Origin of the sequence: Corallococcus exiguus (assembly GCF_009909105.1) — a bacterium.
GTDB classification, from domain to species: domain Bacteria; phylum Myxococcota; class Myxococcia; order Myxococcales; family Myxococcaceae; genus Corallococcus; species Corallococcus exiguus.
In genome coordinates this window covers 1,015,186-1,040,571 of sequence record NZ_JAAAPK010000001.1, presented here as the reverse complement: position 1 = coordinate 1,040,571, position 25,386 = coordinate 1,015,186, and the positions used below count along the sequence as shown (strand labels likewise).

Here is a 25,386-nt window from a genome sequence, read left to right as displayed (position 1 = left end):
CCAACGCGCCGACGGCGCCCTCCATATCGAACCGGGTCCCCTCCCCTACGGGTAGAGGCGCCGGGCGAGCTGCTGGAAGGCCCTGCCACTCTCCTCCGTCAGCGGATGGCGGCCGTCCCGGACCACGAGCCGCCCCGCCACCGCCACCTCGCGCACCGCGCCTCCCGCCGCGCCGAAGACGACGCCCGGCAGGAGCGACGCGGAGCTCGCGCCCACCAGCGACGGGTGATGCACGTCCACCGTGAAGAAGTCCGCGGGCGACCCCGGCGACAGCGTGCCCGTGCCCATCCCCAGGCTTCGCGCGCCCTGCGCCGTGGCCATGTCGAAGAGCCGCGCCGCCAGTCCATCCAGCGTCCCCGTCCCCGGGTCCAGCACCGCGCGGCGCAGCCGCACCAGCCGCAGGTGCTGCTCCAGCTGCCGGGCCTCGTCCAGCAGGTCCACCACCGTCTGGCTGTCCGAGCCGAAGCTCACGCGCGCCCCGGCCTTCACCAGCGCGTCCGCCGGCACGATGCCGTCGCCCAGGTTGCGCTCCGTGGACGGGCACGCGCACACCGTGGCCTCCGCGCGGCCCAGCAGCGCCACTTCGTCCTCCGTCAGGTGCACGCCGTGCACGGCCGTGAAGCGCGGCCCCAGCAGGCCCACGTCCGACACCAGCTCCACCGGACGGCGGCCGTGCTCCGCGAGGCACGCCTCAATCTCCTTCGGCTGCTCCGCCACGTGCATGTGGATGGGCATGCCGGCGGGCGCGGAGCGGGCCACCTGCGTCAGCCAGTCCCGCGACACCGCGCGCACGCTGTGCGGCGCGAGCCCCACGTTCACCCGCGCGTCACCGCGTGTCGCGTGGGCCAGCGCCTCCGTGGTGGACAGGAACGTGTCCACGTCCGCGTCGATGAAGCGGCGCTGGCGCGGGTTCGCTTGCACGTTGAAGCCCGCGCGCCCGTAGCCCACCCGCAGCAGGCAGATGCGCAGCCCCACGTCCGTGGCCGCGCGGATGACCGCGTGCGCCAGCGCGTTGCGGTCCGCGTAGGGCGTCCCGTCCGGCTGGTGGTGCAGGTAGTGGAACTCGCCCACCGTGGTGATGCCCGCGAGCACCATCTCCAGGAACACCTGCCGGGAGGCGATGTGGATCTCGTCCGGCGTGAGCGCCTCCGCGGCGCGGTACATCGCCTCGCGCCAGGACCAGAAGTCGTCCTGGCCTCCGGCGGACGCCACGTATTCGGTGCGCCCGCGGATGAGCCGCTGGAACGCGTGCGAGTGGCCGTTGACGAGCCCCGGCAACAGCGCCCGCCCCGCGAGCCGCTCCACACGCGCGCCTTCGGGCACCGCGGCGAGGACCCGGCCATCCGCGCCCACCGCCAGCGCTCGGCCTTCGTGGAAACGCCCTTCCGTGAAGAGGAAGTCGGGTTGGTAGACAGTGATGTCGCTCACGCGCGGCAGCGTATGCCAGTTCGCCGCGACGCGCGGTAGCGGCTTCAGGCGCCCATTTCGGCGGTGTCCATGAAGGGCAATCGGCTGTCCGCCCAGGGCCGGGTGCGCACCGCGTCGCGGATCCACGTGCCGTGGCGCCGTTCGTCCTCACGGTGGCGCCGGATGAGGGCCTTCACTTCGGGGGACCACTCGAACTGGAGCGCCAGCTCATAGGCCCGGTCGAACAGCTCCTCGTTGCCCAACATGGCCCACAGCGTGGCCTCCGTCCCCATCAGCCCCGTCATGGCCGTCAGGCCCTTCATCGCGGAGCCCTTCAGGTCCGGGCGCAGCGTCACCGGCCCGCCCCCGAAGTGCTGGATGAGCGCGTTGAGGTCCTGCACGTGGCGCAGGTGGTCCGCGCGGAAGCTGTTGAGTCGCTCGCGCACCAGGGCGGGCCCGATGCGGGCGATGGCCACGTCATACGCGCCCACCGCATCGGCATCGAGCTGGGCCAGGCTGTGCAGGCGATCCACTTCGGACTTGTTGGCCATGGGTGCCTCCTCCAACCGGGTGCCGAGAATGCTTGGGCCCGAACAACGTGGGGCCTCCTCCGCGCGGAACCAACGGCCCTCCCCGGTACCCATCCCTCCTCCGCACCCAGGGCAGGCGGGCAGCCTGCGTTTCACTCGGGGGTGTGGCCGAAAAGCGGGTCCCGGGTCCGCATGGAGCGCCTGCCCTCCTGGTCGCCCACCAGGCCATGTAAGGAATTGCGCGCCCGCCCTCCTGTGCAGAGCGTTGGAGGGTGAAGACCTCCGAGACCCAGAAGCGGCTGCGGCGCTACCAGACGAAGCGCGACTTCCAGCTCACCCCCGAGCCGTCCCCGGACGTGGTGGCGCCGAGGACGTCCGCGCCCGTCTTCGTCATCCACAAACATGACGCCACGCGCCTGCACTACGACCTGCGCCTGGAGATTGGCGGCGTCCTGGTGAGCTGGGCCATTCCCAAGGGCCCCAGCCATGACCCCTCCGTGAAGCGGCTCGCGGTCCAGACGGAGGACCACCCGCGCTCCTACGCGGACTTCGAGGGCCACATCCCGGACGACCAGTACGGCGGCGGTGATTCGCTGCTCTGGGAGTCCGGCACCTTCGAGGTCGTGCCTCCCGGCGACGCCGAGGCGCAGCTGAAGCGCGGGCACCTGGAGGTCCTTCTGCACGGCGCGAAGCTCAAGGGACGCTGGCACCTCATCCGCACGCGACCGCGCGGCGGCAAGGCGCAGTGGCTCTTCTTCAAGGCGAAGGACGCATACGCCAAGGCTGGCTACGACGTCACCCTGGAGCGCCCCGAGTCCGTGAAGAGCGGCCAGGTGGAGACACAAGGGCCTCGCAAGCCCGGCGTGCTGCGCGACAAGAAGCCCGCGGCGCGCCTCCAGAAGGTCGTGCGCAAGTCCGCGAAGGCGGCGCGTCCCCCGAAGACGCCAGAGCAACTGCTGGAGCGCGTGTGGCCGCCCATGCTTGCGCGGCTGGCGGTGTCCGACGAAGTGCACGACGAGACGCACTCCTACGAGGTGAAGTACGACGGCTTCCGCGCCGTGTGCGCCATCACGAAGGGGAAGCTCGCCTTCCAGAGCCGCCGGGGCAACGACCTGACGAGCCGCTTCGGCCGGCTCGCCGCTTCGCTGCGCGAGCTGCCCGTGCGGGACGTGGTGGTGGACGGAGAGGTGATCGCGCTCGACGAGAAGGGGCGCTCGCGCTTCCAGCTCCTGCAGCACACGGAGGAAGGCGCGGAGCAGCGCTTCATGGTGTTCGACCTGTTGTGGCTGGACGGCGAGGACCTGCGCGAGCTCCCCTACGAGGAGCGCCGCGCGCGGTTGGAGCAACTGATGGCCGACGTGAAGTCTCCGCTGCAGCTCTCCGAGAAGCTGGACCTGCCGCTGTCGCGCGCCCTGCTGGAGGCGCGGCGCAAGGGGTGGGAGGGCATCATCGCCAAGCGCAAGGACGCGCCCTACACGGGCACGCGCTCCGGGGACTGGCTGAAGCTGAAGGTGGTGGCGGGCCAGGAGGTCGTCATCCTGGGGTACCTGCCCATCAAGAACGCGCGGGCGAAGTCGGAGATTGGCGCGCTGCGCGTGGGCGTGCACGGCAAGAACGGCTTCCACGACGTGGGCAAGGTGGGCACGGGCTACACCTCCGCGGACCGTCGCGAGCTGCGCTGGCTGCTGGACGCCTCGCGCGTGAAGAAGCCCGCCGCCGTGGATGCGCCCACGAATACGGACACCGTCTGGGTGAAGCCGAAGTACGTGGCCCAGGTGAACTTCACCGAATGGACGAAGGACGGCCGCCTGCGCCATCCCGTGTTCCAGGGCCTGCGCAGTGACAAGGTCCCGAAGGAGGTCGTGCGCGAACACCCCGCCCCCATCGAAGGTGCCGCACGCCGGGGCTCGAGGCGCGCGCCCATGCAGGCCGCCGCCCGCACCGCGAAGGCGCCCGCCGTGAAGACGCCGCGAGGGAAGCAACGCGCGCCGGAGGTGGCCCTCACGCACGGCGAACGCGTGCTGTTCCCTGAGTCCGGCCTGACGAAGGCGGACGTGTTCGCGTACTACGAGCAAGTGGCGCCGCTGCTGTTGCCCGTGCTCGCGGACCGGCCCCTGGCCCACCAGCAGTGGCCCGCGGGCATCCAGGCCGCGGGCTTCTTCCGGCACGAGCTGTCCGGCATCCCCTCGTGGATGCCCACGCTGCGCGTGCGCCATGAGGACAAGACGCTGCGCCACGTGAACGTGAAGGACGCGTCCGCGCTCCTGTGGCTCGCCAACCAGTCCGCGCTCACGCTGCACATGTGGCTGTCCCACGCGCCACGGCTGGCGCAGCCGGACTTCGTGGTGTTCGACCTGGACCCTGGCGAGGGTGGCTGGAAGGACGTGGTGAAGGTGGCCACCCTGCTGCACGCGCGCCTGGACGAGTTGGGGCTCAAGGGCTTCCCGAAGACGTCCGGCAAGCGCGGCCTGCACGTGCTGGTGCCCCTGGCGCCGGGCCACACCTACGCGCGCACCCAGGCGTTCGCGAACGCGCGGGCGCTCGAGCTGGAGGAGGAGCTGGGCGACATCGCCACCACGGAGCGCTCCATCCGCGCGCGCGGCGGGCGGCTCTACATCGACGCGGGACAGAACGCGCGCGGCAAGACGGTGGTGTCGCCCTACTCCCTGCGCGCCGTGGAGGGTGCGCCCTTCTCCGCGCCGCTCGACTGGAGCGAGGTGAACGGCCGCCTGGACCCGTACCGCTTCCGCCTGAAGACGTTGAAGAAGCGCCTGGACGCCGTGGGGGACCTGTTCGCGCCCGTGCTCCGGGTGAAGCAGGTGCTGCCAGACGGGTGAGCTTGCGGCTGACGCGCCGCGCCCTGAACGGATGTTTCCCGAAGGGGCGGCGCGTGCTAGTGCGGCGCCGCCATGTCGTCCGTGACCGTCGTGCCCCCGGCCGTGAAGCCCGCGCCGCGGTGGAAGGTGTCCCTCGCCTACGCCACCTGCTTCATCCTCTGGGGCTCCACGTGGGCCGCCGTGAAGGTGGGGCTGGAGGACCTGCCGCCCCTGCGCTTCGTGGGCACGCGCATGCTCGTGGCCGGGGTGGCGCTGTTGCCCTTCGCGCGCTCGCGCGGGACGGCGCTGGGGGGCGGCACCGGGTGGCGCATCGCGGGGCTGGGCGTGCTCCAGCTGGCGGTGCCCTTCGGGCTGCTCTTCGTGGCGCAACAGTGGATTCCCTCCAGCTGGTCCGCGCTCCTCTTCTCCACCTTCCCGGTGTGGCTGCTGATGGTGGGCCGCTTCGTGTTTCCGGACCAACCGCTCACCGGGAGCAAGCTCTTCGCCGCGGCGCTGGGCCTGACGGGCGTGGTGGCGCTCCAGTACAAGGAGCTGGTGTCACTCAGCTTCTCCGGGCAGGTGCTGCTGGGCTGCGCGATGACGCTGTTCGCGGCGTCGGTGGTGGCGGTGGCCAACGTGCTGGTGCGCCGGCACATGACGCACGTACCGCCGCACCTGCTGACGTTGGTGCAGACGTTGAGCAGCGCGGTGCTGCTGCTCTCCGCGTCCGCGATGCTGGAGTGGAACCAGCCGGCGCACTGGACACCGAAGGCGATTGGGGCGCTCCTGTACCTGGCGCTGGGCGGGACGGTGCTCACCTACCAGTGCCTGTACTGGCTGCTGCCGCGCATCTCGCTGGCGGCGCTGGGCGCCATGGCGCTCCTGGACACGCTGGTGGCGGTGACGCTGGGCGTGGCGCTGCTGGGCGAGCCGCTCACGCCGTCGCTGCTCGCGGGCGGCGCGCTCATCCTCACTGCGGCGGCGCTCGCCAACCGCGACGAGGCTCCGGAGGCGAAGGTGCCTCCGGAAGCCCCACCCGCGGGCTGAATCAGAACGGCAGGGGCAGCGCGTACGCCGTGCCGTTCTGCGTGCCGGTGCGGTAGCTCCTCGGCGCGCCGATGACGACCGACGGCGGCGAGCCTCCGGAGCCCGGGACGACGGCGATGGACTGGCCCAGGTAGGAGCGCTCCGCGCCGTCGCCTACCACCAGCAGGAAGGGCGACAGCGCTCCCGTGGACTTCGCGCCACCGGCGAAGAGGAACGCCGCGCCGTCGCCGTCCGAGGCCACCGACGCGTTGGGCGCGCCCACCCACAGGTCCGGCACGCCGTCACCGTTCAGGTCCCTGCCACCCGACAGCGACGTGCCGAAGCTCACCGCGCGGGCGCGGTACGTCACGGGGATGGGGGTCAGCCCGTCGTTGATGGCGCCCACCACGGTCTCGCCATTGGCCGGGCGCTTCGCGTTGATGGCGGCGACGTCGTAGAGCAGCACCGTGGGCTGGTTCACGCCCTCGAACAGGTAGTTGTTGGCCGACACCGCGATGAAGTCGCGCGAGTCCCCCAGGAACTTCCCCGCGCGCGTGGTGGCAATGCCCAGGTTCATCAGCGCGATCTTCTTCTCCAGATCCCCCGCGATGCGCACCATGGACGCCACCGTGCGGCCACCACACTTCGTGCCGCCCGCGTCGAAGCCGTAGGCAATCACGATGCCCGAGTGCGTGTTGTCCGAGTAGCGCCACGCCACCTCCTCACAGCCGTCCCCATTGAGGTCGCCCACCGTGGCGATGGAGGCGGTCGCCGGCATCGTGGTGTCCGCCCACCCTCCATCAATGACAGGGGGGTTGGGGGGCATGGCGGCGGTCGGCCACGAATAAGCCGGGTCGCAGGCCAGCGTCATCTTCGCGAGCGACGCGTCCTCGGGCGCGCGGCCCAGGAACACGTCGATGCCGCGGTCACGCAGCACGGCCAGGTCCTGCTTGCCGTCGCCGTTGAAGTCGAAGCCGCCCACCACGCCCCGGCCAATGGTGGTGCGCTTGCAGCGGGTGTTCGCCGGGTCGTGGCAGCCGGTAACCACGGACGGCGCGAACACGCGGTAGGCCTGCTTGAAGGTGCCGTCCGCCTGGCCCAGCGACACCAGCAACCCGCCCAGCGACTGCGTGGCCGTCGTCATGCAGGCGTTCGCCACATAGGGGTCCCGCTCCGTCGCGGCGGAGTTCGTCGCCGGGATGATGAGCCCCGTGGCGCCGGCCACCATGTCCGGCCGGCCGTCGCCGTTGAAGTCCGTGAACGCCACGTCCACGCCCACGTTGCGGCCTCCGTGCCACGGAGAGCTGGCGCCCTCCCCTGACACGATGGCCTTGCCCGGCTCCGCGGTGTCGAAGGTGTACGCGCGGCCCACGGTCATGTCCGCGCCGTCGCCGTTGGGGCCCGGACCGGAGAAGCCCGGCGAGCCCACCAGCGCCATCACCTTGCTGTTGAGGCGCGCGACGGCCACGGTCTCACCGAAGCGCTCCACGCTGGCCTTGGCCGTGACATCCATGCCGCTGCGCGACCACTCCGCGATCGTCGCACCCGCCTTGGAGAAGACATCCACGCGACCGGTGAAGGCGCCCGCCGTGGAAGATGCGCGGCCAGAGAAGCCCGCCAGCACCGGACCGGACGGCAGGTTCCACGCCGCGAGCCCCGCGCCCAGCACCTCCGACTTCGCCGCGCCACCCAACGCCGCGAGCGGCTTGTTCATCACCGTGTCCTTCGACAGGCCGGTGAGCGGGAACACCAGCACCTTGCCCGCGTTGCCCAGCGTCGCCGTGCCCGCCGTCACCGCCGCGTACGGCGCGCCCAGGAGCAGCTCCGGGCCCGCAGTGCCGTCCACGTCCATCACCGCCCAGCTGCGCGTCGCGGTGATGCTTCGCGCGTCTCCGTAGAAGCGCGCGTAGGCGTTCGCCAGCGGCACCGTCGCAGGCTTCACCGTGGCCGGATCCGCCGCCAGCGTCGCGCCCCGAAGGTCGAACAGGTACGCGCCGCCCGCGTCCTGCGCCGCCGCCACGCCACCCGACGTGCGCAGGTCCGGCGCGTCCGCCTTGTCCGCCATCACCAGGAGGAACGGGGGCCGGTTGCCCTCGCCGGGGAGGGTCCCCAGGCGGAAGGTGCCCTCGTTGGCCATCGTCTCCACGGCGGTGTTGGACACCAGCACATACTGGTCCGGCACGGAGCGATAGCGCGGCGCCGTGTCGCGCGCGAAGTACACCGCCACGGCCATCTGCTGCCCGTTGGTGCTGCCGTCCGCATTGAAGCGGGTCAGCCGGTTCAGCGCCGCCAGGTCCGGACGGCCGTCGTCATTGAGGTCCGCCACGACGAGGGCGCGGCCCAGCTCCGTGGTGCTCTTCAACGTGAGCGTGCCGTCCGCCAGCAGGTCCTGTCCTCCCAGGCGCACCACCGGCAGGTCCGGAACGGCCTGTCCCTTGGTGAGGATGAAGATGTCGATGACGCCGCGCCGGCTGATGCCGGAGAGGGTGGACAGGTCCGCGCCGGGCGAGCCCACGAACAGGTCCATGTCCCCGTCGCCATCCGCGTCCGCGATGGCCAGGCCCGTGCCGAACCCGCCGCGGCCCAGACCGGTGAGCGCGGGCCTCATCAGCGCGGGCGCCTGTCCCGGCTTGAACGTGTAGAGGTACACCGCGCCCGAGTCACCGATGGTGACGTCCGCGGCCGGCGAGGACACCGCCAGGTCCGCGATGCCGTCGCCGTCCAGGTCACCCGCGGCCAGCATGTCGCCGAAGAGCGCGCCCTCGGTCTCACCCGTCAGCACCCAGGTGGGCTTCGCGGGCAGGCCGGACGCGCTGCCCTTGTAGATGAACACCGCGCCGCCCGTGGGGCGCGACAGCTCGCTCTCGCGCTGGCCCACCGCCAGGTCCTGGATGCCGTCACCGTCGAAGTCCGCGGTCACCAGCGTGGCCACGTCCGACAGCTTGCCGTGCGCCAGCAGGGGCCGCGTCAGCTCGTCCAGCACGCGCACCGACACCGGGGCCACGTCGCCGGTGAAGGCGTCCTTCGCCTCCAGCACGACGGTGCCGGTCGCACCCGCCTCCACCACGACGCGGCCGTTCACCACGGAGCCGGGGCCGGACTTCTTCGTCCACGTCACGCGGTCCGAGCCGCCCGTCGTGCCCAGCGGCGCGGACGAGCCCGACGGCACGCCCAGGTACTGCGGGTCACCCACCAGCTTCGCGGCCTTGCTCACGGTGTACTGGAGCGACTCCGTGTCACCGGACTTCGTGTCGCGCACCGTGATGACGTCCTGCGCCTCCACCTGGCCCGCCGTGTAGAGGCCCGTGTCGGTGAGCGTGGCGCCAGAGCCGTTGCTGGTGAGCGTGAAGGTCGCCGTGCCCACCAGGCCTTCCAGGGCGATTTGGAAGGACGTGCCCGGCCGCAGCATCGCGCGCGCGGGCGCGACGCCGAACCTGGAGATCACCTTCACCCGCACGCTGGTGGCGCCGCCGCACTGCTCATCCACCACCGTCAGCGTGGCCTCGCCGGCCGTACCGCCCGCGACGAAGCGGTTGCCGCGCATGTCGCCGGAGGAGCCGCCTGCCTCCGCGCGGAAGGAGTAGTGCCCGCTGCCACCGCCGGCCGTCAGCGTGGCCACGTCGCCGGAGCGCACCGTCGTGGGTTCCGCCGACAGCGACAGCGGGGCAAGCCCCTCGCAGGGGCCCACGTAGGGGAGCTGCTCGGCGGGCTTGAGCTCACCGTCACAGGCCAGGGTCAGCAGCGCGGCGAGGGGGGTCGCGCGGAGGAGACGTTTCATGGGGGTGCCTCGGAAGGGGGCGCCCGTCCTCCCCCGGGACGAAAGGAAGACGGGCGCATGCACTGACGAAGAAGCAGTCTTGAAGCAGGGACTTCAGGGCAGCGCGCCGGAAGACACCCAACGCTGGATGAGGGCGATGCCCTGCGGATCCAACGGCCCATCCGCGGGCATGCGCAGGTCGCGCACCGCCGCGTTGATGAGCTGGGCGTTGGACTTCCACAACTCGTAGGTGTTCAGCGGCCGGCCAGGGCTGGTGATGTGGCACTTGGCGCAGCGGGCCTCGTGCACGGGCCGGATGTCGCGCGCCCAGCTGGGGACCGTGGTGAGCGGCTGGTAGAGGAAGGGCATCTGCCGGCGCGCCTCCGAGCCGTCCTCGAAGCGGGACACGACGTTCAGCGTGTGGCCGCCCGGCGCCAGGGTGGAGAAGGAGAACGCCTTGAGCGTCTCGCCGTCCGCCTCCAGACCGCCCATGCTGAACGCGGGCCCGGTGGCTTCGACATCCTGGTTCTCCAGCTGGAAGTGGACGCTCTTCGGCGCGGTGCCCGGCGGCAGGCGGGCCTGGACCACCAGCCCGTCCTCCACCACCAGCATGCCCTGGTGCATGCCCGTCACGCGCGGCGCCGGCGTCTGGCTGATGGACAGGGCCTGCTCGCCCACGCGCGCCCACGCACAGCCGCTCTCGTCCGCGGCCAGCAGCACCACGGAGCCGGACGGCAGCCCCTCCGCGGAGCCCCAGACCTTCGCGTCCGCGTCGTAGGTGAAGAGCCGGTCCCCGGCGCGGGCCCAGAGGTAGCGCCCCGCGCTCAAGAGCTGCTCGGGCAGCGCCGGCAGCGACACCGTGCTCCAGCCGTCCGTGTTCCGGCGCAGCAGGCGGGTGCTGGTGAGCACCCAGACCTCACCCGGCGCGCCCGTGCCCGCGCTCAGCCCCGCGAGCGCGCGCACCGTCTCACCGCCCGCGAGCGGCGCGTCCGTGCCGCGCACCTGGTAGACGCCCGGCGCGGACGCCACCACCACGTTCAGCTTGCCCTCGCGCGCGAACCACAGGCCCGCGAGGCCGTCCTCCGCGGGCGCGGCCGTCATGGTGGTGATGCCGGAGAGCGGCTGCCCGGACAGCTTCAGCGACGCGAGCACGCCGCCCTGGATCTGGAACAGGCCCTTGGGGTGGGCAATCCAGGCCGCGCCGTCCGCGGTCTGCGCGGTGGCGACGATGCCGGTGCCCAGCACCTCCTGCCACAGCGGTTCGATGAGCCAGCCCTGGTCCGCGAGGAACAGGCCGCGGTCGGTCTCCACCAGGGCGCTGTGCGGCCCCAGGCGGAAGGTGGCGCGCACGGAGCCTGGCGCCGCCGTGTTCTTCGGGTGGGCGGCGAGCGCGGCCTTGGTGCCATCCAGCCGCAGGCGCACGGCCTCGCCTGTCGCGGTGGCGAAGATTCCGCCGCCGGACTGGTCCGCGAAGCCGGGCACCGCGGACAGGGACTGCGCCGTGGTGACCTGGTGGGCCGTGAAGACCGCGGGCTTCGCCGGGTCGCTGCCCGGGGGTGCGTCCTCGCCGCACGCGGTGGACAGCACCGCGGACATCAGCAGGAGCGAGGTGGGGAGGAAGCGCGCCACGGTGGGGGAACCGTGGCGCGGACGGGGACGCATGAGGGGAGTGCTCATCAAGACTCAGGCAAGGATGAACCGCAGCGGGTCCACCCGCGTGATGCTGTAGTCCAGCTTCGCCGAGGCCAGCACCGTCGCGATGATGTGCTCGGGGAAGATGTTGGAGCCGTTCGGATCATTGGCGCCCGTGCGCAGGTCCACCAGACCCGGCGACATGCCGATGTCACCGCTGCGGCCCACCACGGTGTTGTGCTTGATGCCCGCGCCCATCAACAGGCAGCTGTTGGACAGGTGGTGATCGCGGCCGCCCGTGGCGTTGATGGTGGGCGTGCGAGCGAACTCGCTGAACACCAGGATGGTGGTGTGGTCCATGAAGTTGCCGCCGCCCGGGTGCTGGGTGGCGCGCAGGTCCGTCACCAGCAGGTTCAGCGCGTTGAAGCCCGCGCGCTGGTTGGTCGCGTGCGTCTGCTGCGTACCGAAGTGGGTGTCCAGGCCGCCGGCCAGGTTGATGGACACGCACTGGCTGATGCCCTTCTTCAGGGCGGTGGCCACCATGGCGGCGCGGCCCGCGGCGCTGTTGTACGGGTAGGCCTGACCGTTGAGCCCGTAGAAGTCGCGCACGGACTGGTTGGCCGCCAGCTGGAAGCGGAACGAGTCCGACAGCTTGTTCTCCATCACGGTCTGCATCTGACCGCGGCTGCTCTCATAGGCGGTGCCCACGCCCCGCGCGGTCAGCGCCTGCTCCTCGCAGGTAATGGGCATGCCGTTGAGGTCGATGAGGCTCTTCTCGATTTCGCTGTCCAGCTGGCGCGCGGCGACAGGCGGATCCAGCGTGAGCACCAGGTCCGCCAGGCCGCTCACGCGCAGCGCGTTGGCGTAGCCACCGTAGCGGTCGTTGTAGGACTCCACGCCCTGGGCGATGGACGGGATGGGCACCGTGGGCTTCATCTGGCCCACGATCTCCGTGGCGGTGGAGGAGCCGCGCGCCGCGCTGCCGATGGGCATCTTCCCGGTGAGGAAGTAGCGGTAGCCCACCTCGTGGGTGAGCGTGCTCATGTTGATGCCGCGCACCACCGTCATCAGGTCGTAGTGGTCCGACAGGTTGGGCACGCGCGGGTCGCCGATGGCCGGCCCGAACGCGATGTTCGACGGGGCCGCCCCTGCCCGGTCCTTGGGGATGACGGGGATCTGCGCGTAGGCCGCGTCGGTGAGCAGGCTGTAGCCCGGCATGATGCGCGTGTCGCTGACCTTGTCAGCGGTGAACACCGCCGGGTCACGCGGGTCGAACGCGAGCAACTGGTCCCACCCTCCGCTGAAATACACGAACACGAAGCAGCGGTCGGGCGGCGCCATGTTCGTCGCCTGGGCCACGGCCTTGAAGGGGATGCCTCCCAGGAGGAGGGAGCCCATGAAGCCGGCTCCGGCCTTGAGGAAGTTGCGGCGCTCGGGGGAGCTGAGGTCGTCTTGGCGTGTCTTCTTCATCGCAGGCACCGTCAAGGTCAGTAGGTGATGAAGCGCGAGTCCGTCAGCATGGCGATGCAGACCACCGCCAGCGCCTGGTCGCGCTTCTTGAGGGTTTCGGCCCGGGCGGAGGCCTTGCGGAAGAACGTCGCGTAGCGCGTGAGTTCCTCACCGGAGAGGGGCGCGCCCCAGAACCGGGTGGAGAGGTACACGAGCGTCTCGTTCACCTGCGCGTCCGTGAGCTTGGTCAGGTCGCTCATGGGCGAAGGCAGCGTGCGCCCCAGGGTGCGCAGGGCGACGTCCGCCTGCGCGATGTCCTTCTGCGCCTGGGCGATGCAGACCTTGCGCGCGCCGTCGTCCAGGAAGCGGGCGAAGACGAGGTTGGGCTCCGTGTTCTCGGAGGTGATGAGCGCGTAGTCGGCGCGGCCCAGCGACTGGGCGCGTGCCTCCAGCTCATCCCACTCCATGCCCACCGCGATGCGGATGGACTCCTTGAGCTGCGCGACGGTGAGGCGGCGGGGCGCGCGGCCCACGCTGCCACCCTGGGCCTCCGGGTCCGGCAACGGGTCGATTTGATCCGTGTTCCCGTGCGGGTTGGGCACGGGGTCCAGCTGGGCGTCCAGCGGGACGGGCTTGGCGGGGACGTCCACGGAGCCCTGGGTGCAGCCCGTGGCGAGCGCGAGCAGCGCGGTCAGCAGAAGGCGGCGCATCAGTCGATCCTCCGGTACGCGTCGGACATCACCACCTGCTCGATGAGGCCCTTGAGGCTGTGGTTGTTCTTGGCGAAGTCCTGCGACAGCGTCTGGAGGTACATGCGCTGCTCCTCGACCGTCATGGCGCGGCCCAGGAACTCGTTCCAGACGCGCTTGACGGTGCAGCGCTCCAGGTCGCCCGTCTCCATCATCCGCTTCACCAGCGTCTGCGGACCGCCCTCGATGTTCTTCTCCTCATCCGCGCTGCGGTAGAGGTAGGTCTTCAGGAGGCCCAGCGAGTTGGCGCCGTCGCCGTCGAAGGCCTGCATCACGTACTGGCTGCACTCGCCGCCGCAGTTGGTGTCACCGTTGATGGCGCAGTCGCGGCACTTCACGTCCAGCTTGGGGAACTGATCCGGGGACAGGAACAGCGCGGAGCGCTCCGCGTAGCGGCCCCAGTGCGCGCCCGTGGGCTCGATGGTGGCGTGGCAGTAGTTGCAGCCGCAGCGCGTGGCCAGGTTGTTACTCCGGTTGCAGATGTCGTCCGGGGACGGCAGGTTCGCGTCTGCGGCCGGGGCGAAGTGCTTGCAGAGGAACGCCTCGTAGAACTCGTTCACGCGGGCGCGCTGCGTGGGGAAGCGGTAGAGGAACGCGGGCGTGGTGAGCACGCCGGAGTGGGTGCTCTCGCGGATGTACTCGCTCCACTGGGTGGCGTTCGCGTACGTCACGGCGGGCAGCGTGGCCACATCCGCGGGGGACTTGATGCTGAAGACGCCCGCGCCCTGGCGCTGCCGGTAGAACTCCGACAGCGGGCCGTTCACGAAGGAGCGGCGGGTGGTGAGGATGTTGAAGTAGGGCTCGTCGTTCCGCACCACGGCGTCCGTGATGTAGAGCGGCTCCTCGTTGAAGGCGGCGACGCGCGCGGTGTGCACGTCGGTGATTTCGCAGCGGCGCATCTTGTCGCCGCAGCCGCAGCTGCGGTCGCTGTTGAAGCGCGACGTCTCACAGGACGCACCCGAGTGGGGGTTCGTCGCGCGATCCTGCGCCTCCACGGCGCACACCTTCACGGTCTCCGTGGTGGTGGACCAGTAGGGCTGCACCGTGGTGGTGACGTAGCCCTCGCGCTGCACGCAGCCGCGCTGCGGAGTCCAGGTGCCGGCCGAGTTCGTCCTGCCGCTGGTGTCCTTCGACATGTCGAACCCGCAGCGCTCCAGCCTCATGCTGGTCGTCGGGGTGGTGGGATGCTCCCAGGCGGTGATGACGCCCGTGGCCGGAAACGGCACCAGGATGTTGGTGGTGTTCTTGTTCGGGTCCGGAAGGCAGAGGTAGCCCACGGACTTGCTCTCGGAGGCCAGGTAGCGGTTGTCGCAGAAGTTCACGTACTTGCCGTACGTCGCGTCAGCCTTCAGCGCGTTGCAGTCCGCGAACTTCAGCTCCGGCGACGTGGAGGCCACGTCCAGTTGGCGGCACTGGTAGAAGTTCGTGTCGTAGTCGTAGCTGACCGGCAGCGGGATGCCCTGCGCGTCGCGGCAGGCGGGGGCCGTGGAGTCGCTCTGGTGGGGGTCCTGCGGGTTCGCCTTGCAGCTGTCCTGCGCAATCTCCCCATCACAGCGCTGGCTCTGGCCACCGCGCAGATTGTTGGAGTTGTTGCCCGCGAAGCTCAGCGGCGTGCCGGACACGCGGTAGTCGCCGTTGCCCTGCACGCTCGAGTTGATGTTCGAGCGCAGCAGTGCGCGGTGGTAGTTGCGCATCCGGGCGTAGAAGGACTCGTCCTTCATCATCGCGCGGACGTCATCCGCGGTGACGGAGCCCTTGGCCTGGAACGCCTTGTACTCCTCCATGGTCGGAGGACGTCCCAGCAAATCGAGAGAAAGCTGACGGAGATGCCGCTCCAAGGGAACTTTCGCCACAGGCGCGCACACCGCTTCTTCAGCGGCTGCGGGCAGAGCGAGCAGGAGGGCGGCGCTCGCCAGGGGGGCAAGGCAACGCACGCTGAACACGGGGAACCTCCGAGAGGGGGGGTCGGGGGTGACGCAGTCAACAGAAGTATGAAGGAATTTCCGGTTTGATATCCAGTTGACCTAACCGATTCCATTCAACCGACATGTAGGCATTAGCAGGATTCCACTTGGAGACCCTGTTGCAAGCCGTCCGGACGCGGTCCACAAGGGGGACATGTCCAACGCTGCTTCCGGGCTCACCCCGTCGTCCTCGTCCGCCAACGACCGCTCCTTCTTCATCGCGATCGGCGTGGTGTCCGCTGGCGCGCTGGCGCTGCTGGCGTGGCTGCTGCTCATCCGGCGCGGAGGCGCGGGCATGGGCGTGGACCTGCGCTTCATGCCGGCGGTGAACGCGGGGCTCAACGCGACGGCGGCGGCGCTGCTGCTGGGCGGCTGGGTGGCCATCAAGCGCGGCGCGCGGAAGGTGCACCAGAATCTGATGGTGAGCGCGTTCGCCGCGTCCGCGCTGTTCCTGGTGGGCTACCTCGCCTACCACTTCGTGCACGGCGACACGCGTTACGTGGGCGACTTCCGCGGGCTGTACCTGACGCTGCTGGCCAGCCACGTCATCCTGTCCATGCCGGTGCTGCCCATGGCGCTGGTGGCCTTCTACTTCTCCTGGCGGCAGCAGTTCGCCCGGCACCGCAAGGTGACCCGGTGGCTGGCGCCCATCTGGCTCTACGTGTCGGTGACGGGCGTGGTGGTGTTCTTCATGCTGCGCGGCGGAGTGCCCGCCGTCTCCTGAAGCGCCGCGCTACTGCGCGGGGTGCTCGGACGTGGACCGCGCGGGCCCCGCGCTGACCGTGATGCCCCGGGGCAGGCGCACGGTGAAGGTGGAGCCCTGCCCCTCCACGCTGCGCACGGCGAGCGTCCCCCCGTGCAGCTCCACCATGCGGCGCGCGCTGGCCAGGCCCACGCCGCTGCCGGACACGTCCCGAGACACGTTGCGTCCGCGGTGGAAGCGCTCGAAGACGAAGGGCAGGTCCGCCGCCGGGATGCCGATGCCCTGGTCCGTCACGGCGAGCAGCACGAACTGCTGCGTCTCCGCTTCCTCCACCATCAGGTGCACGGTGACGGTGGAGCCCGCGGCGCTGTACTTCACCGCGTTGCCCATCAGGTTCTCCAGCACGCGCTCCAGGGCGTGCGCATCCCATTCGCCGGTGAAGTCGCGCCCCTCCGGCACCTCCAGGACGAAGTGGCGTGACGCGTTGGCCTCCAGCTCGCGCACCTTGCCGCGCACCATGGCCAGCAGGTCCATGGGCTCGCGTTTGAGCGGGCGCTCCTGACCGCGCGTCACCTCCAGGAAGTGGTCGATGAGCTCGGCCATGCGGTGCGCCGCGCGCACGATGTGCCCCAGGCGCGTCTCCAGGGCGGGCGTCATCGCGGCGGCGGGAATCTGCCGGCGCAGCACCTGGGCGTTGAGCGTCATGATTTGAAGCGGGCCCTTCAAGTCGTGCGTCGCCAGCGAGAAGAGCTCATCGCGCACGGCCAGGGCCTCGCGGGCGGCGGCCTCGGCGCGCTCGGTACGCAGGCGGCGTTCCTCCAGCTCGCGCGTCATCAGCACCGTGTCCACCGCGGCGCGCAGGCTGCGGCGAAGGCGCTCCGGGGTGAAGGTCTCCTTGACCAGGTAGTCCTGGGCGCCAGCCTTCATGGCGTCCACCGCGACGCGCTCGTTGCCGCTGCCGGTGAGCACCACCACGGCGGGCATCTTGGGCAGCGCCAGCTCCGCGAGCTTCTGGAGCATGCTGACGCCGTTCATGCCGGGCAGGTGGTAGTCGAGCAGCATCGCGTCCACTGCGTTGGCGGACAGGTACGCCAGCGCGTCCTCCGCGGAGGACACCGGCACCACTTCCCACTTCATGTCCGGGTCACGCGCCAGCGCGCGGCTGACCACGAGGCGGTCCGCCATGCCGTCGTCGACCAGCAGCACGCGCAGGCTCATGCTTCCGGCTCCTGCTCGGGCAGGCGCGCGGCCCTGAACCAGAAGGCATGGAGCGCCTCCGCGGTGGCCTGCAGCTGGGGACCGACTTCGGGCTTGAAGAGGTAGCTGTTGGCGCCATCCGCGTAGGCGCCCTCCACGTCCCCCTCCTCCACGGAGGAGGAGAAGATGATGACGGGGATGGCGCGCAGGTCCGGGTCCGCCTTCAGCGTGGCCAGCACCTGGCGCCCGTTGATGCCGGGCATGTGCAGGTCCAGCAGGATGAGCACCGGGCGCTCCACGTCCGCGTAGGCCCCGCGCCGGTAGAGGTAGTCCAGGGCGCTCTCGCCGTCGCGCACGCGCACCACCGGCACGGGCAGGGGCAGCCGCTTCGCGATGCGCATCAGCGCCTCCGCGTCCGGATCACTGTCCTCCACCAGCAGCAGCGGCTTCATGGTCGCGGTCCCTCGCCCAGCGTGAAGAAGAAGGTGGAGCCCTGGCCCAGCGCGGAGTCCACCCAGAGCGCGCCGCCGTGCAGCGACACCAGCCGGCGCGCGATGGCCAGCCCCGCCCCCGTGCCGCCGCCATAGGCCTGCGCGGGATGCAGGCGGCGGAACAGCTCGAAGATGGCTTCGTGGAACTGCGGCGCGATGCCGATGCCCGGGTCCTTCACGTAGAAAAGGTAGGGCGCGGTGACGTGCCGCGCCGCCTCCGGACGCGCTTCGTCCGGCCCCACGAAGCCCACCTCCACCCAGCGTGGCTCGGCTGTCTGGTACTTGGCCGCGTTGCTGATGAGGTTGGCCCACACCTGACGGATGCGGATGGAGTCACACGCCAACGTGGGCAGGCGGCGGGGCAGGCGGACCTCCACCCTGCCCTCCTGCAGCCGTGCGCCCAGCGTCTTGAGCACGTCCTCCACCAGGGTCTGTTGGTCCGTCTCCTCCCACGACAGCTCCAGCCGACCCAGGCGGCTGTACTCGAAGAGGTTGTCGAGCAGCTCGTACGTGCGCTTCGCCAACCACCCCAGGGCCTCCAGCTGCCCGAGTCCATCCGGGCCCAGCGCGGGGCCGAAGTCCTCTTGGAGGAAGGAGCTGTACTGGAGGATGCCGCGCAGGGGCTCCTTGAGGTCGTGCGCCACGGTGCCGCCAAACGCATCAAGCTCCGCGTTGGAGCGGGCCAGCTCCCGCGACAGCCGGGCCAGCTCCTCCGCGTGCCGCAGCACCACGCCCACCAGCGCGCCCTTGAGCGCGCGCGCCGCCTCCAGGTCCTGCGCGGACCACGGGGTGGAGGCGCCCTTCATCTCCTCGCGCCACACGTCGAAGGACGCGCGGGGACGCAGCCGCGCGTGGCCCGGTTCCGGCCGCACGGGCTTGTTCGGGTTGCCGGCCCACGCCACGGTGCGCGCCACCTCCGGGCGGAACCACAGCGCGAAGTGCGGCACGGACGGGTCCAGGCGCACCGCCAGCAGGCCCGCGGCCACGTCCGCGCGCGAGGCCAGCGGCGGGTACACATCCCCCAGCCGGTCCACGTGGAAGGCTTCATCCGGCAGCTCGCGCGCCGAAAGCCACGCCACCAGCGCGCGCACCTCCTCCGCGGACGGCGTGGTGCCGAGCAGCAGGGGCGACGCCTCCGGGCCCGCGCTCGCGCCCAGCACCAGCGCCACGCCGTGGGCCCCCGTGAGTTCCTTCAGCAGCGGAGCATGCGCCTCCAGCGCCTTCGCGGGGCTGCGCTCGCCCAGGTTCGGAAGGACGAGCGCGTTGAGCAGCGCCGCGTGGCGCGCCTGGGCGGCGGACTCCAGGCTCCGCTCCTCCGCGGAGAGCTGGAGCGACAACAGCCGCGCCAGCACCTCGCACGCCTGCCGCCGCGCGGCGGACACCGTGCGGGGCGCCAGGTGGTGGCAGGCCATGAGCCCCCAGAGCTGTCCGTCCTTCAGGAGCGACACGCTGAAGGACGCGCCCACGCCCATGTTGCGCAGGTACTCCAGATGGATTTCCGACACGCCGCGGAGCGCGGAGCCGGACAGGTCCAACGGGCGCTGGGGGCCGGGCAGCACCGGAGGCACCAGGGCCACGGCCTTCGCGTCCACGTCCGCGATGAGGCGCACGGGGTTGCGCGTGTAGAGGGCGCGCGCCTGCGCGGGGATGTCGCTCGCCGGGTAGTGCAGGCCCATGAAGGCGTCCACGCCCTCGCGCACGCTCTCCGCCACGACCTCACCGTGGAAGTCCGCGTGGAAGCGGTAGACCATCACCCGGTCGTAGCCGATGAGCTCCCGCACCGCGTCCGCGGCTTCTTGAAGCAGCGCGACCGTGCCCTTCGCGCGAGCCAGCGGTGACGCCAGCCGCTGCACCGCGCTCAGCGCTGTCTCGTCCGAGCCCACGTCCTCGTCCGCCAGCGGCTCCAGCTCCAGCACACGCAGGCCGTCGCTGTCATGCAGGAGCGCGGAGCAGCGCTGTCCCGACACCTCCACGGTGACGGGCCCCGGCCCCTTGCCCGCCTCCACGCGCGCGAGCAGCCCGCGCGGAAGCACGCCGGACAGGGGCTTGCCCAGGAGCGCATCCGGCCCGGCGCCGAGCAGCGCCTGGACGTTCGCGCTCACGACCGCGACGGCCTCCGTGTCCCCTCGGAAGGCGACGAGCACACCCCGGGGCTGGATGCCCCCCAGCAGGTGGATGGGCTCGCGGTCACAGACGCTGAGGTCGGCATCAGAGACGGACGGGGACATCGTGCTCTCGCATCAACCAGGCGGCGAAGGTGTCGAAGGTATCGCGGGCGCCCTGCACGACGGCCGCGTCGAAGGTCTCGGAGGCCGCCCGTTCGGACGCCCGGGTGAGGGCGTCACCGAACGCACGCCACATGGGGCCCACCTGGTCGCCATAGGCCCGGAAGAAGGTGAAGTTCCCCACGCGCGCGTCCGGCCCGAAGTGGCGCGTCAGGTGGCGCAGGATGAGCTGGCCCCCCAGCGTGGAGCCCTCCAGCACGTACGCGCAGCCCAGCGCCTCCGCCAGGCCCGGCAGCGCCGGCAGCGAGGAGGCGCGCGGCAGCCGTGCGAGCGAGGCCGTGTCGTGCCCCATGGCGCGCAGATCCGCGTCCAGCAGCGGCGTCTTCCAACGCGCCCCCAGGTCCAGCGCTGGCTCCAGGGCCGCCAGGGGACCGGCGAGCAGCGCCTCCAGGGGCAGATAGAGGCCGTAGAAGGCCTCCAACTGGCGCTGGTAGTCCGCGGGCGTCAGGTGCGCGTCCATCAGACGCACCACGCCCTCCGTGCGCTCGTGGTGGGGGCGCGTCTCCGTCTTCAGCCGCTGCATCAGTTCCAAAGTGGCCGGAGGATCGGGAGCGGCGCGGCGGGGGAAAAGAACCAATTGCGCTGAATGTTGGCCGTTCATCGCAGGCGACTGTCGTCCGTTCACTCACGCCTGCGGCGGGGGGCGCACGGAGCGTGAGGCTTCACGGGGTGCCTGTTTCCCCGGCACCACTCCACGCGGTGGCTCGACCCCCTGGACCACCCTGTCTTTACGGGCTGCGACACGACGCGTTAGCCTGGAGGCTCAACAGCTTGGCTTCCCGCGTCATGCGGGAAAGGGGTCCTGACGATGCCGTTCACCCTCCCTCCGCGCTACGGGCTGTATGAGCCGGAGACCGAGCACGACGCCTGCGGCGTGGGATTCGTGGCCCACATCCGGGGACAGCGCTCTCGGGGCATCGTGGAGGACGCGCTGGAGCTGCTCAACCGCCTGAGCCACCGCGCCGCGGCAGGGCGCGACCCGGAGACGGGCGACGGCGCCGGCATCCTGGTGCAGTTGCCGCACCGCTTCTTCAACCATGAAGCGCCGCGGCTGGGTTTCGAGCTGCCGCCGCGCCGCCAGTACGGCGTGGCGCAGGTGTTCCTGCCGCAGGAGCCGGAGGCGCGTCGCGCGTGCGAGGCGCTGTTCGAGGACGTGGTGGAGGAGGAGGGGCAGCGGCTGCTCGGCTGGCGCGACGTGCCGGTGGCGCCGGAGGAGCTGGGGCCGCTCGCGCGAGAGGCCGCGCCGTTCATCCGGCAGCTGTTCATCGCTCGGCGCCGCGTGGTGCCCAGCGCCTTCGAGCGCAAGCTCTACCGCATCCGCAAGCTGGTGGAGAACCGCGTGCAGGCGCGCGGCGTGGATCCGCAGGGGCGCTTCCACGTGGCCAGCTGTTCGTCGGAGACGCTCATCTACAAGGGACTGCTCCTGCCCCGGCAGCTGCCGCGCTTCTACGCGGACCTGCGGCACCCGGAGTTCGTCAGCGCGCTGGCGCTGGTGCACTCGCGCTTCTCCACCAACACCTTCCCCACGTGGGAGCTGGCGCAGCCGTTCCGCTTCATCGCGCACAACGGTGAAATCAATACACTGCGTGGCAACCGCAACTGGATGACGGCGCGGCGCGGGCTGCTCCAGACGGCGAAGCTGGGCGGGAGCCTGGAGCCGCTGTGGCCCATCATCGTCCCGGGCAAGAGCGACTCCGCGCAGTTCGACAACATGGTGGAGCTGCTCTACCTGGGCGGCCGCACCCTGCCCCACGCGATGATGATGATGATCCCGGAGGCGTGGGAGGGTCACAAGGAGATGGGCGACGAGCGCCGCGCCTTCTACGAGTACTCCGCGTCCCTGCTGGAGCCGTGGGACGGCCCCGCGGCCATCGCGTTCACGGACGGGCAGCTGATTGGCGCGACGTTGGACCGCAACGGCCTGCGCCCCGCGCGCTACCTGGTGACGGAGGACGACCGCATCATCCTGGCGTCGGAGACGGGCGTCATCGACGTGCCCCCGTCACAGGTGCGCCGCAAGGGCCGGCTGACGCCGGGCCGCATGCTGCTGGTGGACACCACGGAGGGGCGCATCCTGGAGGACGAGGAGGTGAAGCATGAAATCACCTCGCGCTGGCCCTACCGCCGCTGGCTCCAGCGCAACGTCTTCACCTTCGAGGACCTGCCCGCCGTCCCCGCCCCCGCGCGCCTGAAGGGCGAGACGCTGTGGCGGACGCAGCGCGCGTTCGGCTACACGGATGAAGACGTGCGCACCACGCTGGTGCCCATGGCGGAGACGGGCAAGGAGCCCACGGGCTCCATGGGCACGGACACGCCGCTGGCGGTGCTGAGCGACCAGGCCCCCACCCTCTTCAACTACTTCCACCAGCTCTTCGCGCAGGTGACCAACCCGCCCATCGACCCGCTGCGCGAGGCGCTGGTGATGACGCTGGCCACCGCGCTGGGCCCGGAGGGCAACACCTTCGAGGAGACGCCCGAGCAGTGCCACCGGCTGTCCCTGCCCGGCCCCATCCTCACCAACGGGCAGCTGGCGCGACTGGCGAACCTGCGCGGAGACACCGGCCTCTTCGAGCCGCGTCCCTTGAGCCTGCTGTACCCGCACGCGGGCGGCGCGGCGACAGCGCTGGAGGTCGCGGTGGAGCGGCTGTGCACGGCGGCGGTGGATGCCGTCGACGCGGGCGCGAGCATCCTGGTGCTGAGCGACCGGGGCGTGGACGCGGCGCACGCGGCCATCCCCGCGCTGCTGGCCGTGTCCGCGGTGCACCAGCGGTTGGTGCGCGACGGCACGCGCATGTACACGGGCATCGTGCTGGAGACGGCGGAGGCGCGCGAGGTGCACCACTTCGCGTGCCTGTTCGCCTACGGCGTGTCCGCGGTGAACCCGTACCTGGCGCTGGACACGCTGCGCGCACTGGCGGACGCGGGGGAGCTCAAGGCGGACGCGGACAAGGCGCAGGCGCAGTACCTCCACGGCCTGGAGGAGGGGCTGCTCAAGGTGATGTCCAAGATGGGCATCTCCACGCTCCAGTCCTACCGCGGCTCGCAGCTCTTCGAGGCGGTGGGTCTCCAGCGAAGCCTCATCGAGAAGCACTTCACCGGCACGTCGTCGCGAGTGGAGGGCGTGGGCCTGCCGGAGCTGGGCCGCGAGGTGGCCGAGCGGCACGCGCGCGGCTTCGGCGTCGGCGCGGACGGCGAGGAGGACCTGCTGCCCGTGGGCGGTCAGTTCCGCTGGCGCCGACAGGGCGAGCGGCACAAGTGGAACCCGGCCACCGTGGCGAAGCTCCAGGCAGCGGTGCGCGCGAACGACGCGGCGCAGTTCCAGGAGTACTCGAAGCTGGCGGACGACGAGACGCGCGAGCACAGCAACCTGCGCGGCCTGTTGGACGTGGTGACGGACGGCTGCACGCCGGTACCGCTGGAAGAGGTGGAGCCCGCGCTGGAGCTGGCGCGGCGCTTCGTCACCGGCGCCATGTCCTTCGGCTCCATCAGCGCGGAGGCGCACGAGACGCTGGCCATCGCGATGAACCGGCTGGGCGGCAAGTCCAACAGCGGCGAGGGCGGCGAGGAGTCCCGCCGCTACACCCAGGACCCCAACGGCGACTCGCGCCGCAGCGCCATCAAGCAGGTGGCCAGCGCGCGCTTCGGCGTGACGGCCGAGTACCTGGTCAACGCGGACGAGCTCCAAATCAAGATGGCCCAGGGCGCCAAGCCCGGCGAGGGCGGCCAGCTTCCGGGCCACAAGGTGGACGAGCGGATTGCGCGCGTGCGCTGGAGCACGCCGGGCGTGACGCTGATTTCGCCGCCGCCGCACCACGACATCTACTCCATCGAGGACCTGGCGCAGCTCATCTACGACCTCCAGTCCGTGAACGCGAAGGCGCGCGTGAGCGTGAAGCTGGTGAGCGAGGTGGGCGTGGGCACCATCGCCGCGGGCGTGGCCAAGGCGGGCGCGGGCTGCGTGGTGGTGGCGGGCTACGAGGGCGGCACGGGCGCCTCTCCCCTCTCCAGCCTCCAGCACGCGGGCCTGCCGTGGGAGCTGGGGCTGGCGGAGACGCAGCAGGTGCTGGTGCACAACGGCCTGCGCTCGCGCATCCGCGTGCAGGTGGACGGCGGCCTGCGCACCGCGCGCGACGTGCTGGTGGCGGCGCTGCTGGGCGCGGAGGAGTTCGGCCTGGCCACCGCGAGCCTCGTGTCCGTGGGCTGCATCATGCTGCGCAAGTGCCACCTCAACACCTGCTCGGCGGGCATCGCCACGCAGGACCCGGCGCTGCGCGAGCGCTACCAGGGCACGCCGGAAAACGTCGTGAGCTTCTTCCTGCTGCTGGCGGAGGACCTGCGCCTGCACATGGCGAAGCTGGGCGTGCGAAAGCTGGATGAGCTGGTGGGCCGGGTGGACCTGTTGCGCCAGCGCGCGGCGGTGGACCACTGGAAGGCGCGAAAGCTGGACCTGTCCGCGCTGCTCACCGCGCCGTCCGCGCCGGCCACCGAGCCGCGCCACTGCCAGACGCCGCACCGCAAGGACGTGGCGGACCACCTGGACCACGAGCTGCTCACCAAGGCGCAGTCCGTGCTCGCGGGCGGGCCGCCGTTGATGCTGACGCTGCCGGTGGCGAACACGCACCGCGCGGTGGGCGCCATGCTTTCCGGTGAGATTGCCCGCCGACACGGCGCGCAGGGGCTGCCGGACGGGAAGCTGCGGGTGAAGCTGAAGGGCTCCGCGGGCCAGAGCTTCGGCGCGTTCCTCGCGTCGGGCGTGACGCTGGAGCTGGAGGGCGACACCAACGACTACCTGGGCAAGGGGCTGTCCGGCGGACGCATCATCGTCTATCCGCCGGAGGGCAGCCGCTTCACGCCCGAGGAGAACGTGCTCGTCGGCAACACGGTGCTCTACGGCGCCACGGCCGGCGAGGTGTACCTGCGAGGACTCGCGGGTGAGCGCTTCGCGGTGCGCAACAGCGGCGCGCAGGCGGTGGTGGAGGGCGTGGGCGACCACGGCTGCGAGTACATGACGGGCGGCGTGGTGGTGGTGCTGGGCCAGACGGGCCGCAACTTCGCGGCCGGCATGAGCGGCGGCACCGCGTACGTGTTGGACCGCGAGCGTTCCTTCCGCGAGCGCTGCAACCTGGAGATGGTGGAGTTGGAGTCGCTGGTGGACGAGTCGGAAATCTGGCTCGTGCACGGGATGATTGAACGCCACCTGCACCACACCGGCAGCGCGCTCGCGCGGCGGGTGCTCGACAACTGGGAGCTGATGGTGCCGCAGTTCATGAAGGTGATGCCGTCCGACTACAAGCGCGTGCTCCAGGCGCGAAGGGCGGCGCGCAGGCCGCCACCGGCCGCGGGTGTGCAGCAACTCCACGTCGTTGGCGGGGGGGCCTGA

At 71.1% G+C, this 25,386-nt stretch carries 15 protein-coding genes; 4 read left to right on the top strand and 11 right to left on the bottom strand.

Annotated elements, in window-relative coordinates; all coding sequences use genetic code 11:
• Positions 1 to 45 precede the first annotated feature (45 nt).
• Positions 46 to 1,428, bottom strand: coding sequence for a formimidoylglutamate deiminase (gene hutF / locus GTZ93_RS04255; protein WP_139914857.1), 1,383 nt, complete (start codon positions 1,426 to 1,428; stop codon positions 46 to 48).
• Positions 1,429 to 1,472: 44 nt separating this feature from the next.
• Positions 1,473 to 1,958 carry a ferritin family protein gene (locus GTZ93_RS04250; RefSeq protein ID WP_139914856.1) on the bottom strand — a complete coding sequence of 162 codons (486 nt, stop codon included), beginning with the start codon at positions 1,956 to 1,958 and terminating at the stop codon, positions 1,473 to 1,475.
• Between the two features lie 251 nt (positions 1,959 to 2,209).
• On the opposite strand from GTZ93_RS04250, the gene ligD reads away from it, so the two are divergent.
• Entirely contained in the window at positions 2,210 to 4,774 is a 2,565-nt protein-coding gene (ligD, locus tag GTZ93_RS04245) for a DNA ligase D (RefSeq protein WP_139914855.1), read from the top strand.
• Positions 4,775 to 4,846: 72 nt separating this feature from the next.
• Positions 4,847 to 5,800: a DMT family transporter gene (locus GTZ93_RS04240; RefSeq protein ID WP_139914854.1), complete on the top strand. Its 954-nt coding sequence runs from the start codon at positions 4,847 to 4,849 to the stop codon at positions 5,798 to 5,800.
• Position 5,801: 1 nt separating this feature from the next.
• Here the strand turns inward: GTZ93_RS04240 and GTZ93_RS04235 are convergent, their stop codons facing one another.
• The 5 genes from GTZ93_RS04235 to GTZ93_RS04215 all read right to left on the bottom strand — a co-directional run bounded on the left by GTZ93_RS04235 (position 5,802) and on the right by GTZ93_RS04215 (position 15,150).
• Positions 5,802 to 9,557 (bottom strand): VCBS repeat-containing protein, encoded by a 3,756-nt coding sequence (locus GTZ93_RS04235; RefSeq protein WP_139914853.1) that lies wholly within the window; start codon positions 9,555 to 9,557, stop codon positions 5,802 to 5,804.
• A gap of 93 nt (positions 9,558 to 9,650) precedes the next feature.
• Positions 9,651 to 11,198, bottom strand: coding sequence for a hypothetical protein (locus GTZ93_RS04230; RefSeq protein ID WP_139914852.1), 1,548 nt, complete (start codon positions 11,196 to 11,198; stop codon positions 9,651 to 9,653).
• A gap of 21 nt (positions 11,199 to 11,219) precedes the next feature.
• On the bottom strand, positions 11,220 to 12,638 hold the full coding sequence (locus GTZ93_RS04225) for a DUF1501 domain-containing protein (RefSeq protein WP_139914851.1): 1,419 nt from the start codon (positions 12,636 to 12,638) through the stop codon (positions 11,220 to 11,222).
• A 17-nt stretch (positions 12,639 to 12,655) separates the two neighbouring features.
• On the bottom strand, positions 12,656 to 13,327 hold the full coding sequence (locus GTZ93_RS04220; protein WP_139914850.1) for a hypothetical protein: 672 nt from the start codon (positions 13,325 to 13,327) through the stop codon (positions 12,656 to 12,658).
• Positions 13,327 to 15,150 (bottom strand): DUF1585 domain-containing protein, encoded by a 1,824-nt coding sequence (locus GTZ93_RS04215; protein ID WP_257978889.1) that lies wholly within the window; start codon positions 15,148 to 15,150, stop codon positions 13,327 to 13,329. The genes GTZ93_RS04220 and GTZ93_RS04215 overlap by 1 nt, the downstream gene beginning before the upstream one ends.
• 334 nt (positions 15,151 to 15,484) lie before the next feature.
• Between GTZ93_RS04215 and GTZ93_RS04210 the strand changes: the two genes are divergently transcribed.
• A complete protein-coding gene (locus GTZ93_RS04210) occupies positions 15,485 to 16,054 on the top strand; it encodes a DUF420 domain-containing protein (RefSeq protein WP_120574403.1) in 570 nt (189 codons plus the stop codon).
• 9 nt (positions 16,055 to 16,063) lie between these two features.
• On the opposite strand, the gene GTZ93_RS04205 is transcribed toward GTZ93_RS04210, so the two are convergent.
• Genes GTZ93_RS04205 through GTZ93_RS04190 form a run of 4 tightly spaced genes read right to left on the bottom strand, consistent with a single transcriptional unit; the run spans position 16,064 to position 20,529 of the window.
• Positions 16,064 to 17,251, bottom strand: a complete 1,188-nt coding sequence (locus GTZ93_RS04205) for a hybrid sensor histidine kinase/response regulator (RefSeq protein WP_139914848.1) — start codon at positions 17,249 to 17,251, stop codon at positions 16,064 to 16,066.
• A complete protein-coding gene (locus tag GTZ93_RS04200) occupies positions 17,248 to 17,682 on the bottom strand; it encodes a response regulator (protein ID WP_139914847.1) in 435 nt (144 codons plus the stop codon). The genes GTZ93_RS04205 and GTZ93_RS04200 overlap by 4 nt, the downstream gene beginning before the upstream one ends.
• The gene (locus GTZ93_RS04195; RefSeq protein WP_139914846.1) at positions 17,679 to 19,949 is read right to left on the bottom strand and encodes an ATP-binding protein; all 2,271 of its coding nucleotides are present in this window, start codon (positions 19,947 to 19,949) and stop codon (positions 17,679 to 17,681) included. The genes GTZ93_RS04200 and GTZ93_RS04195 overlap by 4 nt, the downstream gene beginning before the upstream one ends.
• Positions 19,930 to 20,529, bottom strand: coding sequence for a biliverdin-producing heme oxygenase (locus tag GTZ93_RS04190; protein ID WP_139914845.1), 600 nt, complete (start codon positions 20,527 to 20,529; stop codon positions 19,930 to 19,932). The genes GTZ93_RS04195 and GTZ93_RS04190 overlap by 20 nt, the downstream gene beginning before the upstream one ends.
• Before the next feature lie 285 nt (positions 20,530 to 20,814).
• On the opposite strand from GTZ93_RS04190, the gene gltB reads away from it, so the two are divergent.
• Positions 20,815 to 25,386, top strand: a complete 4,572-nt coding sequence (gene gltB / locus GTZ93_RS04185) for a glutamate synthase large subunit (protein ID WP_139914844.1) — start codon at positions 20,815 to 20,817, stop codon at positions 25,384 to 25,386.